The sequence below is a fragment of the Escherichia sp. E1V33 genome, assembly GCF_004211955.1.
Classification (GTDB): Bacteria; Pseudomonadota; Gammaproteobacteria; order Enterobacterales; family Enterobacteriaceae; genus Escherichia.
In genome coordinates, this window is sequence record NZ_RHJI01000005.1 from 124243 (window position 1) to 140281 (window position 16039).

A 16039-nucleotide genomic window follows, 5' to 3' on the forward strand; every position below is an offset into this window, starting at 1 on the left:
CCCCAACGCATTTATTAGCGGTGGATATCTCAGGTGATGAAAAAACGCATTGTAATTATTGGCGGTGGGGTAATTGGTCTGGCGACAGCCTGGGTGCTGGTAAAACAGGGCCATCAGGTGCAATTGTTAGAACGCAACAGTCAGGCAGGTGTCGCCACCAGTTTCGCTAATGGTGGGCAGCTCAGTTATCGCTACGTTGCTCCTCTGGCGGACAAAGGCGTACCGATGCAGGGGCTTAAATGGATGGGGAAAAGCAACTCTCCCCTGAATATGCGTTTGCGCATGTCATTTAGCCAGTGGCGCTGGTTGCTGGAATTTTTACTGGCCTGCAATAGCCGGACAAATAAACTCAATGGCGATCATATATTACGTTTATCACTGTTAAGTCGTCAGGTCATGGAAGAGTGGCTGCTGGAGGACAATCTTGATGATTTTCACTGGCGCCGTTCTGGCAAACTGATTATTCATCGCCGCCCGCAAGATTTAGCCAAAGCGGCAAAAGGCATTAATCCGCAATTTCAACAGGCTTTATCACGCGAAGAGTGCGTTCACCTTGAACCAGCACTAAAACATATTGGTCATTCATTGTGTGGCGGTATTTACTCCCCCGGCGATGAAACGGCGGACTGCTATAAGTTCTGCCAGGCATTACTTGCCAAACTTAATGCCAGCACAAATTTTTCGCTACAAACCGATTGTGAAGTTTTGCAGTTGAATAAAAAAGGCGAGCGCATTGATTCCATTACCACCAGCACAGGAACGCTGGTTGCGGATGATTATGTCGTTGCCGCGGGTAATGGCAGTAAGCATTTACTTGCCGAAACCGGGACTCACGTACCGATCTGCGGTCTGAAAGGTTACAGTCTGACGCTCCCCTTTCCACAAGAAATGGGGATCGCCCCGCAAATCAGTGTCACCGACTATGGTCATAAAATTGTCTATGCCCGTCTCGGTGAGCGGTTACGTATCGCCGCTATGGTCGATATTGGCTATGACGGTAATGAACTCCGCCCCGAACGCATTGACGCCTTAAAACAGATCGTAGCTTCCAGTTTTCCGCAACTACAAGGCATCGATGATGCCGAATTATGGACTGGGATGCGTCCATCCACCCCTGCGGGTCCGCCACTATTAGGACGGACGAAGTATCAAAATCTGTGGATGAATCTTGGTCAGGGCAGTCTGGGCTTTACGCTGGCGGCGGGTAGTGCCGTGGTGTTAGGCGCTCTGCTGTCGGGCGAAGATCCCGCAATTTCACTTGATGGACTGACATGGAGCCAATCAGCTTGAATATCAAACGTAATAACCCACAACCTCGTCTTGCTGCCAGTGTGGAATATGGCAATCTTGTATTTCTCTCCGGCCAGACACCGAAGAGCAATACTCCTGACATCGCGCAACAAACGCGCGAAGTGCTGGAGAAAATCGACGCATTACTTGCTGAAGCTGGCAGTGATAAATTTCATCTCTTGTCCGCTCAGGTATGGCTAAAAGATATCACCCGCGATTTTGCCGATTTCAACGACGTATGGGTAAGCTGGCTGCCAGAAGGACATAGCCCGGCTCGCGCTACCGTACAGGCTGAGATGGCCCGCCCGGAGATTCTGGTTGAAGTGATGATCACTGCGGTAAAAGCAGGATAAGTCACCATTTTTAGCCCCCTGACAACGTCGTCATGGGGCATCTATGAAGGTTAAACGTCCCCTCTTTTACCTGCCAAAATTCAGGCTGAAAATATCATTTTTAGTTATGTTTTTATCACTGGCCTACGATTTTTTCTGATTTCCCCTACACTTAACGCTGATACCTTGTCAGGGGTTTCCCTTTGTCTGTATTGATTTACGCGAGATAACGCTATGGAATTAAAGGATTATTACGCCATCATGGGCGTGAAACCGACGGACGATCTCAAGACAATCAAGACCGCCTATCGTCGACTGGCCCGCAAATACCATCCTGATGTCAGCAAAGAGCCCGATGCCGAAGCCCGCTTCAAAGAGGTCGCTGAAGCCTGGGAAGTGTTAAGCGATGAACAGCGTCGCGCTGAGTATGATCAGATGTGGCAGCATCGCAACGATCCACAATTCAACCGTCAATTCCATCATGGTGATGGGCAAAGCTTTAATGCCGAAGATTTTGACGATATTTTCTCGTCGATCTTTGGTCAACATGCTCGCCAGGCACGTCAACGTCCGGCTACGCGTGGCCATGATATCGAAATTGAAGTGCCCGTTTTCCTTGAAGAGACACTCAGCGAACATAAACGGACTATCAGTTATAACCTGCCTGTCTACAATGCCTTTGGCATGGTCGAGCAGGAGATCCCGAAAACTCTCAATGTAAAAATTCCGGCAGGCGTTGGCAACGGTCAACGTATTCGTCTGAAAGGCCAGGGCACTCCAGGTGAGAATGGCGGACCAAATGGTGATTTGTGGCTGATTATTCATATCGCTCCCCATCCCTTGTTTGATGTTGTAGGTCAGGATCTGGAGATCGTAGTGCCTGTTGCGCCCTGGGAAGCCGCTTTAGGGGGCAAAGTTACGGTTCCAACATTGAAAGAGAGCATTCTGCTGACTATCCCGGCGGGTAGTCAGGCCGGACAACGTTTACGTGTGAAAGGCAAAGGTCTGGTAAGCAAAAAACAGACTGGTGACTTGTATGCGGTACTGAAAATCGTCATGCCGCCGAAACCGGATGAAAATACTGCCGCGCTGTGGCAACAACTGGCAGACGCCCAGTCGTCTTTTGATCCACGCAAAGATTGGGGGAAAGCATAATGGCTCATGTTACGGTGACTTTTACCATTACCGAGTTTTGCCTGCATACCGGCGTTTCTGAAGAGGAGTTGAATGAAATAGTCGGCTTGGGCGTGGTTGAACCGCGCGAGATTCAGGCTACATCCTGGGTGTTTGATGATCATGCCGCGACCGTTGTACAACGGGCGGTACGGCTGCGTAATGAGCTGGCGCTGGATTGGCCGGGGATCGCGGTGGCGCTGACATTAATGGATGATATTGCGCATCTGAAACAGGAAAACCGCCTGCTGCGCCAGCGGCTTTCCCGGTTTGTTGCTCACCCGTGAGTGTGTTTGCCGGAACTGGCTGCCGGATGCGATGCTGACGCATCTTATCCGGCCCACAAAGATCATTGTTCCCGTAGGCCGGATAAGGCGTTCACGCCGCATCCGGCGACGGTGCCATAATGCCTGATGTGACGCTTAACGCGTCTTATCAGGTCTACCAATCGGCATTATCTCTGTTGGTTATCGCAAGCAATAACTGGCTTAGTGCGGCGTAAAAACCAAAGCTGTCATACTGATGGCAACGCACAGCAAACTCCGGTAACCATTGCCGCAGCGCCGTCAGTGTTTTTTGCCGCAACTTGTCAACTCTTTGTGCTGATATAACCCCTCTCCCCGAGCAAAATGCAGATGACTCAACAACTCAAGATAAATCGCCAGATGATCTGCTGGTTCGTTGAAATTGTCACTGGTGTCCATCCCAGCCTCAGCCAGTAAGCCTTTGATCACCTGTGGGTCCTGCTGATACGCCGAAGCATACGGCAGCGCCGCCTGCTTGTCGGTCATCAGAAACAAGCTGCAAAAGTCCGCAGCCAGCTCCAGGCAGGCATCTTCACGTACCGTCAACGCGAAGAAATTACTCGTAGCATCGCGGCCCTGGAACAGTGGCTGAATAAGAACGCCCCGAACCCGATGTGAATCAATATCATCCCGTTAAGAAAACTTAGAATAGTGGCATTTGGTATGCAACTTAACGGGCGGGCAAAATTATGACAGAGAAAAAAAGAATCCGCTGGCAGCGACGGCCAGGCACGACGGGCGGTAAATTACCGTGGAATGACTGGCGCAATGCCACGACCTGGCGTAAAGCGACGCAATTATTACTGTTGGCAATCAATATTTATATTGCCGTCACCTTTTGGTACTGGGTGCGCTATTACGAAACGGCAGGTAATACGGCATTTGTCGCCAGACCGGGTGGCATTGAAGGTTGGCTGCCGATTGCTGGTCTGATGAATCTGAAATACAGCCTTGCAACAGGTCAGTTACCTTCCGTACACGCCGCCGCGATGCTGTTATTGGTCGCTTTTATCATTATCAGCTTACTGCTGAAAAAAGCCTTTTGTTCGTGGCTATGCCCTGTTGGTACGCTCTCTGAATTAATTGGCGATCTCGGAAAAAAACTGTTTGGTCGGCAATTCGCCCCTCCCCGCTGGCTGGATATTCCTCTACGCGCGGTGAAATATTTGCTATTAAGCTTTTTTCTTTATATCGCGTTATTCATGCCCGCCCAGGCGATTCACTATTTTATGCTATCGCCTTATAGCGTGGTGATGGACGTTAAAATGCTCGATTTCTTTCGCCATATGGGGAAAGCGACATTAATCAGTGTGACGGTTTTGCTGATTGCCAGCCTGTTTATTCGCCATGCCTGGTGTCGTTATCTCTGCCCGTATGGCGCGCTAATGGGACTGGTTTCGCTATTATCGCCGTTTAAGATTCGTCGCAATGCCGAAAGCTGTATCGACTGCGGTAAATGTGCGAAAAATTGCCCATCACGGATCCCGGTCGATAAATTAATTCAGGTACGAACGGTGGAATGTACCGGTTGTATGACCTGCGTGGAGTCGTGCCCGGTGGCCTCTACATTGACCTTTTCGCTGCAAAAACCTGCAGCAAATAAAAAGGTCTTTGCCTTGTCTGGCTGGCTCATGGCACTACTGGTCTTAGGCATTATGTTCGCGGTGATTGCTTATGCGATGTATGCGGGAGTATGGCAAAGCCCAGTGCCAGAGGATTTGTACCGACGCTTAATTCCACAAGCGCCAATAATTGGTCACTAAATTAGCAACAAGCGGAACATCACCTCGCACGGGGTGATGTTCGCAAAATCACATTATTTTGATTTTGACATCATAACTTTCAAGCCCGGTCATTTTCTCCCGCGCGGTGAAGCGAATTTCAGAGACTTCTTTCCCTGTGTTCTTGTTAAACTCGGCGATTTTTTGCGCGATAAAATCTGAGATTTCCGTTTCGGCTTGTTTTTTTAGCTCTTCAATATTCACTGTTAACCTCTTCTGGTCTTAAAAGACAGCAACACGCCAGTAAGGTGTTGGTTCCCGGTACCTGGTCAGGTAAGAAATGTTATAAGCCATCTCCCTGAAAGATTCAATAATCAACAGGTTATCGCTTATTATACATACAGAGTTGAGGAAAAATAAGCCAGATATAAAAAAGGCTCCACAAGGGAGCCTGATATTATTTGGTGAAATCCAGTGGTGCCTGGTCAGTGCGTATTTGCAATGCGATGTTATCAAACGTGATCATCGTCGATTTGCAGAAAATACACTTTGCACCTAAAGGGTTTCGCTCCGTCACATCAAATGCTGATGTGCGGTACTGTGAACCATGACAACATGGACAGCGGAAATGGAGATGCTGAGTAATAACGGCAACCTTAGAGCGTAACAACGTTCGCTGCCGAGGGACCGCGTTGCCCCTGCTCAATAGAAAATTCGACTTTCTGATTTTCGTTCAGCGTGCGGAATTCATTGCTCTGGATGGCGGTGAAATGGACGAAAACGTCCTTGCTGCCATCATCAGGAGTGATAAATCCGAAACCTTTATCTGCGTTAAACCATTTTACTAACCCAGTCATTTTATTAGACATATTTACTTCCTTCATTTTGGGCCTTTCGGCAAACAGGGCTTTAATACAGAAACTACTTAGTGTTCAGGAGAGAGACTCAAAAGAAGGGGATAATGCCTGATAATGAGAACTGCTTTAGTAAACTACTTTGTATGCTGTCTGTCTTTCAAACCGACGCAGCTATTAACGCATGATAAATAAGATTAAGCAAACTTTATTTTGGCCGTCCAGCGGTCTTAAATAAAACTGGCTTTATTTTATTTAGACCGTATAGTGCAGCGCAGATTTATCAGTAAGGAATTTGTTTGTCCCGTAAAATGACAGGAATTGTCAAAACCTTTGATCGCAAAAGCGGCAAAGGATTCATCATCCCCTCCGACGGTCGTAAAGAAGTCCAGGTCCATATTTCCGCATTCCCCCCCCGCGACGCAGAAGTGCTCACCCCAGGGTTACGCGTGGAATTTTGCCGCGTCAATGGCCTGCGTGGCCCCTCAGCGGCAAATGTTTATTTGTCCTGATGGAGAGAGCATGCCGGAATGCCTGCTTCATTCACAATTTGCGTAAAACCTGCCAACGAACACATGCCCTGCGCGTTTCTTTCGCCACACTCGGCCAACGTTAGCTTCACTTCACCCGGCGGTGTTTTTAGCGACAGCGGAGTTTTGTCACGCATCTGCTGTAGGGTCTGGAATACCAGCGATACCTGAATCCACTGGCTGTTATCACTAAGTCGCCGCCAACGTTCAAAAACCAGCTCGCCCCCCGGTGGGGTATTATCCGGCTGACCTGGTAGCGTCCAGCTAAGCTCTAACGCGCCCCCCAGATTCGCCAGATTAGTGTCGTGTCCGGCAATAAATAGCAGTGAAGTGGGTAATGTCACGCCATAAACCTGTTCTTGCGTGTTATTTGGCGTCAGCGCCATCAGAACCAAATCCAACAACGGCGTGGCGCGACTACGGGCAACCTCTGGTGTCCGTTGCAGCAAATAAAACTGCGCATTATGCAGACTTAGCAAGGTGTTCCACTGGTGTGAATCCGTAATTCGCCCCCAGCCAGGTTCCGGCATTCCCTGCGCCTGTTGCAGGAGAAATATCTCCGTCAGCATTGAAGCCAGGCTTACCGCACCGGTCAGAGTTACATTGTCATCACTCACTTTGAGTTCGGACGGCAATGCCTGAGTCAGCGTACAACTTTCGTCCTGATTGTCTTGTTTCAGGCACAGTTTTGATTGTTGGAAATTGAGAACCTGCTCCAGTTCGCGAAATGCTGTTTGCCGATGCTCGGTAAACTCAGCTATCGATCCCCCTGCTCTACTGAGAATAGTCGCGGTAACGTTGGTCTTATCCAGTTGGCAAACGCCAGTTTTAAGGGGATTAAACAGGGGATCGGGCTGGGAAGTATTTGGCTGGGTATGGACTGTAATCCTACAGTTGGGTGCCAGCCCGGCAGCAAAGGCTTCTCCTGTTTTACGCGTACGTTCATCGACATCCGCAATAATCGCAACCTGATCAGGTTTCGGGCAGCCATTTTTTGCCAGCAAACCGTCAGCGACCAGGCGTTGGCGTTGATAATGCCCAAGATAAGTGACCAGTTCACCGCCACGCGGGGTCAGCCAGCCCAATTTCACCGGCCAGTCAGGCCATGTGTCTGGAGTGACATCCTGCATGAGTGGCGTGGCTTTAGTGGGCGCACGCACGCCATGACGGCTGACAATCACTACTCGCTCCAGCTTCAGTTCCGACTCACTCTGAGCGAATGCAGAGGGCGAGGTTAACGGAATCAGAAGAGATAAAAATGGGATCAAGATCGCTTTCATCGATATGTTTCCGTTGTTCATATCCGACATTATTGCCTGATGCGACGCGTCGCATCAGGCCTAAGTTCGTTGTGCGCCAAGTCATCCCTTCAGGCGCGGATCCAGCCATACCAACACAACGGTAGAGAGCGAACACATCAACAAAATGCCGACGAACCACAATAGATACCACATTGTTCATGCTCCTTAGTACAGCTCATGATCGTGACGGCGAAGAGTTTCAGTCGTCATACGACCCCACATTTTGTAGTAGCTCCATAGAGTGTAGAGCAACACTATTGGCAAAAATATCAGTACAATTACTAACATAATGCTAAGTGTCAGTTGGCTGGAGGTACTGTCCCACACGGTCAGGCTGGATATCGGACTGATACTCGAAGGCATAACAAATGGAAACAACGTAACGCCAGCGGTGAAAATCACGCCAAATTGCATCAATGACGCCATCAGAAATCCCCAACCGGGGCGGCCACGATAAATTGCCATCGCCGTCAGTAACGGGCAGAAGAAACCGAGCAGTGGGAAGATCCACAAGACAGGTGATTCGACGAAGTTATTCATCCAGGCGCCTGGCAATACCGCCACCATTTTCATCAATGGGTTGGACGGACCGTTGACATCCTGGGCGAGTAACACAAAGCCATCAATACCGACCCACAGCCAGTAACCCGCCAGCAAAAAGCAGAGCATCACCAGCAGCGCGGCGCGTTTGGTCGCCAGTTGTGAACGCAGATGAATAGCGCCGACGGTTTTCAGCTGTAACCAGACGCCCCCTTGCAAAATCACCATACCCAGACTGAGCAAGCCGCATAATAAGGGGAATGGCGTCAGCAACTGCCAGAAGCTACCGAGATACTCCACGCGTAATTGTGGCGTGAAGCTAAACGGCACGCCAAGTAACAAGTTACCGAACGCAATACCAAAGACCACTGGCGGGACCAGACTACCAATGACCAGACCGGCATCCCACATTTTGCGCCAGCGGGCATCTGCTATTTTGCCGCGATAATCAAAAGCTAACGGGCGGAAGAACAGCGAGCACAGCACCAGGATCATCGCCACATAAAAGCCAGAAAACGCCGCTGCATAGACTCTGGGCCAGGCGGCAAATAATGCCCCACCTGCAAGGATTAGCCAGACCTGGTTGCCTTCCCAGTGAGCGCCAACGCTGTTGATCACTATCCGGCGTTCATCATCGTCACGCGCCACCAGTGGCAGCAGACAACCGATCCCCATATCAAATCCGTCGGTGACCATAAAGACCACCAGGATGACGCCCATCAGCAGCCACCAGATGAACCGTAATGTTTCATAATCAAACATGACTCTCTCCTTTACCCCTGTTGCTGCGCGGGTTGTTCACTCTGCATCGCACTCGGCCCCAGACGGGCGTATTTCTGCATCAGGTAGACTTCGGCGATTAAGAACAGGGTGTAAAGCCCTACGATCATGATCAGTGAGAAAGCCAGTTGGCCCGTGGTTAATGCAGAGTGCGCGGAGTAGGTCGGTAAGATGTCCTGAATCGCCCACGGCTGACGACCAAACTCGGTCATAAACCACCCGGCTTCAATGGCTATCCACGGCAGCGGCAAACTCCAGAGCGCCATTTTCAGCACCCAGCGACGTTGGTCGATTTTGCCGCGCAGCGTCTGGACGAGCGCAATCAGCATCACCAGTAACAGCAACGAACCACAACCAACCATGATGCGGAAACTCCAGAATACCGGCGCAACCTGCGGGATTGCGCCACGCATCGCCGCCTGGTACTGCGCAGCAGTGACATGATTCATATCCGATGCATAGCGGGAGAGCAGCATGCCGTAACCGAGATCGCCCTCTAACTCGCGAAACGCCTGTAGTACATGCGGCTCGCGGTTGCCCTGCGATATCTCCTGCATTAACAGCCAGGCTATGCGTCCGCGTTGCAGTCGTGGGTAGGTTTCGGCCATCAAATTTTTCAACCCGGGAACAGGTTTATCCAATGAATGAGTGGCGAGGATCCCTAACAATGCCGGGATTTTAATGGCAAAAGCGTTGCGTTCTTGATCCTGTTCTGGCCAGGCAACGAGATGGAACGGCGCGGGCGCCGGTTCGGTTTGCCACTCCCCTTCCATCGCCGCCAGTTTTACTGGCTGTACTCGTGCGACTTCATATGCCGAGCTGTCTCCGAGTTGCAGCGCGCCTATTATCGCCAGGGTCCCGAAGACAGAACCGATGGCAAACGAGCGGAGTGCAACGTCGCGCTCCCGCCCACGCAGCAAATACCACGCACTGATCGCCATAATGAACATCGCCCCGGTCACATAACCTGCCATCACCGTGTGCACAAATTTCACCTGGCTTACAGGGTTAAAAACCAGATCGCTGAAGCTGGTCATCTCCATACGCAGAGTATCGATATCAAAATACGCTCCGGTCGGGAACTGCATCCAACCATTGGCATTCAAGATCCACAATGCGGAGATATTTGAACCGAATGCCACCAGCCAGGTCACCAACAGGTGTTGGTATTTATTCAGGCGTTGCCAGCCGAAGAAGAACAGACCAACAAAAGTGGATTCGAGGAAGAAGGCCATTAATGCTTCCATCGCCAGCGGTGCGCCGAAAATGTCGCCCACATAGTTGGAATAGAATGACCAGTTAGTACCAAACTGGAACTCCATCGTCAGGCCGGTGGCCACACCGAGAGCAAAGTTGATACCGAAGAGCTTACCCCAGAAACGCGTCATATCGCGGTAGATTGTTTTGCCGGTAACCACGTAAATAGTTTCCATGATGGCCAGCAAAAAAATTAGCCCCAGGGTAAGGGGCACAAATAAAAAGTGATACAGCGCGGTCAGCGCAAACTGCCAGCGCGATAAGTCAATTACATCCCACATGCGAACTCCTGTAGGCGAAGAGAGAGGGTAATAACCCTTTAATAGTAGAACCCTCTTTTTATCCTTACAGTTTGTAGGTACTTGTATTCGCTAATTGCGATATTCACAGGACCGAAAGCGATATTTGCCGCCATTTTTACTGTTGCGCGCTTTCCGTCAGCCACTGGCAAACCTCGCCGAGACGCTGTGCAGAGTCCACCAGATCTTCCGGCGCTGCCAGTACAACTTCGGGTATCGGGCAGATTTCATAACTCTCAAGCAGAGGGCCTTTTAAGGTGTCCATACAGCGTAAATGCCAGACATGGCGTAATCCTGTGGCATTGATATAGCTCTCGCCGTAGCCAATGGTCCGAATCTGAATATTGCCCGGTCCGCAAAGACGTGACAGAAAAAGCCGGTCAGCTTCGCTGATGGGTAACTGCGTCAGGTTAATACTGTGCGGCTGCGCATCAGGGTTACGTACATGCGCCAGTAACTCATGGGCCAGCGGTAAGCCATTCATCAGGCCATCGATGGGGGGCGGTAATAGCGAATCTGTCGGCAGCGCGTTTTGCGTTGCCGCCTGCCACAACGCCAGCGGCGCGCAGCCAGCCTCCAGTTTGTCCTCCAGCAACTGTTCGCCGCGACGTCTGCGTACACGCCATAATCCACAGAAGATCGCCTCCTGAATTTCACTTTCACTGCCGTCAGCGTGCTGGATGCGCACTGACACTTCCCCTTCCCCAAGCAGCGTATTGATGAAATGACGATCGTCGGCGTTGAGATTTAACAGCTCGACTGCCAGCACCTCGCCCAGCGGCGGCTGGCGTTGGCTTAGTTGATGTTGCAACTCGTTTAACAGCGCAATCACTTGCGGGCTATGCACACACTGCTCCAGTGCCGCCATACTCGGTTCATCATTCACCAGACAGGTAATCGGCAGTGGATTCATACTGAAACTGTCGTCGCCAGGTTGTGTTCCCGGCCCCAGCAGATGGAAGAAAGTGTCGCTCATGAGGCACGCTCCTGTTGCGGTTCGACAAGCCCGCGCATCAGGTTTATCAGCTCCGCCCACGGGTGAATGCCGTTCAACACGCCGCGATAACTACCACCAGTAAACACCAGGGTGGCGGGAAAGCGAAAAACACCAAAGCGATCGCCAATGGCTTCGCTCTGCTCAAGGTCAGCAATCGCCACCTTCCACGCATAGTCGGGAAACTCGCGCAGTAGCTCGCCGATCATTACCGGATTGTCGCTGACTTCAGGCGTACGTTTTGGGTCACTGCTTAACAACACCACGCTGTCTGGCGTTTGCGCAAGCCAGTCATCAAGACTGGATTCACTGACTGGCGTCCAGCCTCGCGCCAGCATTCGTTGCCACAACGCATTAAAAGGAGAGTCATTGCTCATCCCTGCTCCTCCAGCCTCATCCGATACTGGCGCAAACGAACGCCTTCATAATTTTCCATCGACAGACAGTCATAATTGAGGCAGCGCAACTCCTCAGTCGGTTGCGGCACAATACCCCAGGCCGCCAACTGTACCAGCGCCGCCTGTTCCGCAGCGGGCAGTTGCTTCCGCGCCAGTTCGCTCAGGCTGCCGCCGTAGTCGTCGAGCATCGCGGGTTGCAGGCCGACGAGAGCAATATGTGCTGGCAGATGCCCGCGAATATCCGCCAACGCCAGCACTTCAGAGAAACTATTCTGGTGCAGGCTCATTTTCTTCGCGCTGAGATATGCCGGAATACGCTCTCCGGCATAGGTTCGTAGCGTTCCTGGCTCCAGCCCGTAATCAATGGCATCGAGAATCAACAAATGGCTGGCGCTTTCGACATAGCCCAACAGGTTCAGTCCTTGGGTGCCGCCATCAACAATCTCGACTTCATCGGGCCAGTGGTAATGGGCATACAACCGCTCTGCCACCCGCACGCCGAAACCTTCATCGGCCCACAGCAGATTTCCCAGTCCCATCACCACCACACGTTGCTCACTCATGAACGCCCCTTGTTGCTTTTGACTTTAAAAAATTTGTGGCTGCGGTAGCCGTTCACCATGGTGGAGATCACCGTGTCGTCAGACATAATGTCTTCACGCAGCGCCATATAGACATGACCAATCACAAAAGCGCCAATTAGCCACATCCCCAGCCGATGCCAGCTGTGAATATCCATTGAGTTGCCGCCCGTCCAGTAGAAAAACTCCACCACGTAACGGAACGGTGTGAAGATAGCGAATTGACTATGTTCGCTGAACAGCGCAAAACCGGTGACGATCATAAAAACAGACATCAGGAAATAGCCGAACATCGCGGCCTGGGCGATGGGGTTATGACCAATATCAGTACTCGGGCGTTTTGCCAGAAACAGATACCAGCGGATTTCATACCACACGCCCAGCCACCAGCTTTTACGCCATACGGGCACGATGAACAGCTCCCGTGAGTAGCGATTACCAACAAATGCCCAGTAGATCCGCATCAGCAAGACTACGGTAAAAATCATCCCGGCACTGAAGTGAATTAACCTGATGTACCCCATATAGAACAGATACGTCGCCTCGCCGCTGACCGAAGGCAGCGGTTTGCCGATAAAGTAGCCAGTAACCATCAACACTGCCATGCACAGCACTGTCAGCCAGTGCCATATCCGTACAGGCGCTTCAAAGACATAGTGGCTGACAACGTTGTCGCTTTTCTCTTGCATGATGATTCTCCTTCGCTGTTAACGCACCTGCACGGAGATAAGCTCGCTGCCATCGTCGCCCAGCACGTGAGTTGAACAGGCGAGGCACGGGTCGAAGCTGTGCAAAGTACGCAGGATTTCCAGCGGCTGTTCAGGAATAGCCATTTTGGTGTTCATCAGCGCCGCTTCGTACGCACCAATTTGCCCTTTGGGATCGCGCGGGCTGGCGTTCCAGGTGGTCGGCACCACACACTGATAGAGATCAATCTTGCCATCGCGAATGGCGGCCCAGTGACCTAACGCCCCGCGCGGCGCTTCGGTAAAGCCGACGCCCCTGCACTCTTTCGGCCAGGTAGCAGGCTCCCATTTGTCAGTGGAGGCGGTGGCGAGGTTGCCGTTTTTCAGGTTGGTCATCAGCTTGTCGAAGAAGTATTGCAACTTACCTGCAGCCCACTGCGCTTCGTGTGCGCGGCACAGAATGCGGCCCAAAGTTGACTGGATGCCGGTAAGCGGCAGGTTCAGTGCCGACATCATACGATCGACAGACTCAACGGTTGCCGCATCACCTTTGTGGTAAGCGATCAACGTGCGCGCCAGCGGCCCCACTTCCATCGCATGACCGCGCCAGCGTGGTGCTTTGATCCACGAGTAGCGTTCCTGTTCATTCAGTTGCTGAATGTTAGTATCACTGCCTTTGACATCGCCGGGGTTGTACCACGGATCAGTAATACCATCGAACGGATGACGCCCGACCCGATCGTCGGGATAACGATACCAGGCGTGATCGACAAATTCCTGCACCTGCTGCGGATCCACTAAATCTACTGGCAACACGTTTTTGAAGTCGCCATTAATTACTGCGCCGCCAGGCATCAACAAACTTTTCTCACCAAAGTCGTTGGCGATATCGGGGAACGCGCCGTAGCTGAGGACGCATTGATCCGAAAGGCCCGTGCCGATTTCGCTCCACGGTTTGTTGAACTGACCGATAGCTAAGGCATCGGGGATCATCACGTTGTTAATAAAGTCTGCCGTACGGGTAATGATCGACTGCACCAGGTTCAGGCGTTCCATATTGACCGCCCCGACCGCGCCGCTTTCATCAATGTTAATTGCGCATGGCATCCCGCCGACAATCCAGTTCGGATGCGGGTTTTTACCGCCGAAGACCGCGTGGATTTTGACAATTTCGCGCTGGAAGTCGAGGGCTTCAAGATAGTGAGCAAAGCCCATCAGGTTGGCTTCTGGCGGCAGTTTGTACTGCGGGTGGCCCCAGTAACCGTTGCGGAAGATCCCTAACTGCCCGCCTTCAACAAATTTCTTCAGTCGGTTTTGTACGTCGAAGAAATAGCCAGGGGATGATTTCGGCCATGAGGAGAGACTTTGCGCCAGTTCGGACGTTTTGCGCGGATCGGCTTGCAGTGCGTTTAGCACGTCGATCCAGTCCATCCCGGCGAGTTGATAGAAATGCACCAGATGATCGTGGCACCAGAGAGTCGCCAGCATAATGTTGCGGATAATATTGGCGTTGTCAGGCACTTTAATACCAATGGCATCTTCGATGGCGTAAACCGAGGCCAGGGCGTGTACGCCGGTGCAGACGCCGCAAATACGTTCAACGAACGCCCACGCATCGCGTGGATCGCGCCCTTGCAGGATGATCTCCAGCCCGCGAAACATCGTGCCGCAGGAGACGGCATTGGTTATCACATTCTGATCGTTGATATTTACTTCACAGCGCATATGGCCTTCGATGCGCGTAATCGGGTCAACCACCAGGCGGCGTCCGGCATTGTTGATGGTGTATCCCTGAGTTTCGTACTGAGTGCTCATGCCTGTTTATCCTCGTTGCCCGGCTGTTGTTCTGCTTCTGCAAGTTGCTGGTTATGACGTCTACGCTGGTCAACGGCGCTGGCGACGGCATGTACGCCAACAGCCGCAGCCACCACGCCAAGCGCGGTTAAACCGACGGTATCGGCGGTGGAGTGAGTCCCCATTTGCGGAATATCAACCACGCGGCTGTAGAACGAACCGCGATCCCAGAAGCCATTTTCAGAACAACCAAGACAGCCGTGACCAGACTGGATCGGGAAGGAAACGCCATCGTTCCAGCGGGTAGAGGAACAGGCGTTATACGTAGTTGGCCCTTTACAGCCCATTTTGTACAGGCAGTAACCTTTGCGCGCTGCGTCATCATCCCAACTCTGCACAAACTCACCGGCATCGAAATGGGCGCGGCGGTAGCATTTATCGTGAATACGCTGACCATAGAACATCAACGGACGACCCATTCTGTCGACATCCGGCAGGCGATCGAAGGTCACCATGTAGGTAATGATGGCACTCATCACATCCGGGATCGGCGGGCAACCTGGTACTTTGATAATGGGTTTGTCGGTAATGACTTTGTCGATAGGCGTGGCCTGTGTCGGGTTAGGTCGCGCAGCTTGTACGCAGCCCCAGGAAGCGCAGGTTCCCCAGGCAATTATCGCACTGGCCCCAGCCGCTGCGCGTTTCAGTTTTTCAATAAACGGTCGGCCACTGCTGATGCAGAACATCCCCTGCTCGCCCAGCGGCGGATTGCCTTCTACCGCGAGGATATATTTGCCGTGGTATTGGGTAATGATGTCTTCAAAGACTTCTTCTGCCTGAGTTCCGGCGGCAGCCATCAGAGTATCGTCGTAGTCGAGAGAAATAAGGGAAAGAATGACATCCTTCGCCAGTGGGTGAGCGGAGCGGATAAAAGATTCGGTACAGCAGGTGCATTCCAGACCGTGGATCCACACCACCGGAATGCGCGGTTTATTTTCCAGCGCCCAGGCAATCTTTGGCGCCATCCCCGCACCTAACCCCAGCGAGGTTGCAGCCAGACTGCAATATTTGAGAAAGCTGCGCCGGGTGACCCCCTGACGCCGCATGGCCTGGTAAAATGTCTCCTCGTTATTCATATCGCACGTCTCTTCTCCTTGCGACACCAGCAGGACGCCGGGCGCTTATGGTCGGCAAGCGACGTCCC

The 16039-nt window shown here is 51.9% G+C and carries 19 protein-coding genes and 2 pseudogenes; 6 read left to right on the plus strand and 15 right to left on the minus strand.

The window, feature by feature from the left end:
- The first annotated feature begins 36 nt into the window (after positions 1–36).
- The 4 genes from D9742_RS05145 to cbpM all read left to right on the plus strand — a co-directional run bounded on the left by D9742_RS05145 (position 37) and on the right by cbpM (position 3082).
- Positions 37–1290, plus strand: coding sequence for a D-amino acid dehydrogenase (locus D9742_RS05145; RefSeq protein WP_130236199.1), 1254 nt, complete (start codon positions 37–39; stop codon positions 1288–1290).
- Positions 1287–1643: a RidA family protein gene (locus tag D9742_RS05150; RefSeq protein WP_130236200.1), complete on the plus strand. Its 357-nt coding sequence runs from the start codon at positions 1287–1289 to the stop codon at positions 1641–1643. The genes D9742_RS05145 and D9742_RS05150 overlap by 4 nt, the downstream gene beginning before the upstream one ends.
- A gap of 213 nt (positions 1644–1856) precedes the next feature.
- A complete protein-coding gene (cbpA, locus tag D9742_RS05155) occupies positions 1857–2777 on the plus strand; it encodes a curved DNA-binding protein (RefSeq protein ID WP_130236201.1) in 921 nt (306 codons plus the stop codon).
- Positions 2777–3082 (plus strand): chaperone modulator CbpM, encoded by a 306-nt coding sequence (gene cbpM, locus D9742_RS05160; RefSeq protein ID WP_034167804.1) that lies wholly within the window; start codon positions 2777–2779, stop codon positions 3080–3082. Before cbpA ends, cbpM begins: the two co-directional genes overlap by 1 nt.
- Positions 3083–3236: 154 nt before the next feature.
- Here the strand turns inward: cbpM and torD are convergent.
- Positions 3237–3649, minus strand: a pseudogene (torD, locus tag D9742_RS05165) (molecular chaperone TorD); the annotation flags it as partial.
- Positions 3650–3789: 140 nt separating this feature from the next.
- On the opposite strand from torD, the gene D9742_RS05170 reads away from it, so the two are divergent.
- Positions 3790–4863: a 4Fe-4S binding protein gene (locus D9742_RS05170; protein WP_130236202.1), complete on the plus strand. Its 1074-nt coding sequence runs from the start codon at positions 3790–3792 to the stop codon at positions 4861–4863.
- A gap of 48 nt (positions 4864–4911) precedes the next feature.
- Here D9742_RS05170 and D9742_RS05175 read toward each other — a convergent pair whose 3' ends face one another.
- From D9742_RS05175 to cspG, 4 genes and pseudogenes are all read right to left on the minus strand, one after another.
- Positions 4912–5085: an addiction module toxin, GnsA/GnsB family gene (locus D9742_RS05175; RefSeq protein ID WP_130205410.1), complete on the minus strand. Its 174-nt coding sequence runs from the start codon at positions 5083–5085 to the stop codon at positions 4912–4914.
- A pseudogene (gene ymcE, locus D9742_RS05180) lies at positions 5075–5310 on the minus strand (protein YmcE). Before ymcE ends, D9742_RS05175 begins: the two are co-directional and overlap by 11 nt.
- Positions 5279–5467, minus strand: coding sequence for a cold-shock protein (locus tag D9742_RS05185; RefSeq protein ID WP_130236306.1), 189 nt, complete (start codon positions 5465–5467; stop codon positions 5279–5281). The pseudogene ymcE and the gene D9742_RS05185 overlap by 32 nt, the downstream one beginning before the upstream one ends.
- Before the next feature lie 10 nt (positions 5468–5477).
- Entirely contained in the window at positions 5478–5690 is a 213-nt protein-coding gene (cspG, locus tag D9742_RS05190; RefSeq protein WP_000066493.1) for a cold shock protein CspG, read from the minus strand.
- Positions 5691–5974: 284 nt separating this feature from the next.
- Between cspG and cspH the strand changes: the two genes are divergently transcribed.
- Entirely contained in the window at positions 5975–6187 is a 213-nt protein-coding gene (gene cspH / locus D9742_RS05195) for a cold shock-like protein CspH (RefSeq protein ID WP_130236203.1), read from the plus strand.
- Here cspH and D9742_RS05200 read toward each other — a convergent pair.
- The 10 genes from D9742_RS05200 to hyaA all read right to left on the minus strand — a co-directional run bounded on the left by D9742_RS05200 (position 6175) and on the right by hyaA (position 15971).
- On the minus strand, positions 6175–7485 hold the full coding sequence (locus D9742_RS05200) for an AppA family phytase/histidine-type acid phosphatase (protein ID WP_130236204.1): 1311 nt from the start codon (positions 7483–7485) through the stop codon (positions 6175–6177). The two genes, cspH and D9742_RS05200, sit on opposite strands and share 13 nt — an antisense overlap.
- An 81-nt stretch (positions 7486–7566) precedes the next feature.
- On the minus strand, positions 7567–7659 hold the full coding sequence (gene cbdX, locus D9742_RS05205) for a cytochrome bd-II oxidase subunit CbdX (protein ID WP_032161491.1): 93 nt from the start codon (positions 7657–7659) through the stop codon (positions 7567–7569).
- A 12-nt stretch (positions 7660–7671) separates the two neighbouring features.
- Positions 7672–8808 carry a cytochrome d ubiquinol oxidase subunit II gene (appB, locus tag D9742_RS05210; RefSeq protein ID WP_130236205.1) on the minus strand — a complete coding sequence of 379 codons (1137 nt, stop codon included), beginning with the start codon at positions 8806–8808 and terminating at the stop codon, positions 7672–7674.
- A gap of 11 nt (positions 8809–8819) precedes the next feature.
- A complete protein-coding gene (gene appC / locus D9742_RS05215) occupies positions 8820–10364 on the minus strand; it encodes a cytochrome bd-II oxidase subunit 1 (RefSeq protein ID WP_130236206.1) in 1545 nt (514 codons plus the stop codon).
- A gap of 136 nt (positions 10365–10500) precedes the next feature.
- Complete coding sequence (locus D9742_RS05220; RefSeq protein WP_130236207.1) at positions 10501–11358, minus strand: hydrogenase expression/formation protein; 858 nt, start codon at positions 11356–11358, stop codon at positions 10501–10503.
- Positions 11355–11753, minus strand: coding sequence for a hydrogenase-1 operon protein HyaE (gene hyaE, locus D9742_RS05225; protein WP_130236208.1), 399 nt, complete (start codon positions 11751–11753; stop codon positions 11355–11357). Before hyaE ends, D9742_RS05220 begins: the two co-directional genes overlap by 4 nt.
- Positions 11750–12337, minus strand: coding sequence for a hydrogenase 1 maturation protease (hyaD, locus tag D9742_RS05230; RefSeq protein WP_130236209.1), 588 nt, complete (start codon positions 12335–12337; stop codon positions 11750–11752). The genes hyaE and hyaD overlap by 4 nt, the downstream gene beginning before the upstream one ends.
- Complete coding sequence (gene hyaC, locus D9742_RS05235) at positions 12334–13044, minus strand: Ni/Fe-hydrogenase b-type cytochrome subunit (RefSeq protein WP_130236210.1); 711 nt, start codon at positions 13042–13044, stop codon at positions 12334–12336. The genes hyaD and hyaC overlap by 4 nt, the downstream gene beginning before the upstream one ends.
- Before the next feature lie 18 nt (positions 13045–13062).
- Positions 13063–14856, minus strand: coding sequence for a Ni/Fe-hydrogenase large subunit (gene hyaB, locus D9742_RS05240; RefSeq protein ID WP_130236211.1), 1794 nt, complete (start codon positions 14854–14856; stop codon positions 13063–13065).
- Positions 14853–15971 carry a hydrogenase 1 small subunit gene (gene hyaA / locus D9742_RS05245; protein WP_130236212.1) on the minus strand — a complete coding sequence of 373 codons (1119 nt, stop codon included), beginning with the start codon at positions 15969–15971 and terminating at the stop codon, positions 14853–14855. The genes hyaB and hyaA overlap by 4 nt, the downstream gene beginning before the upstream one ends.
- Between the last annotated feature and the right edge of the window lie 68 nt (positions 15972–16039).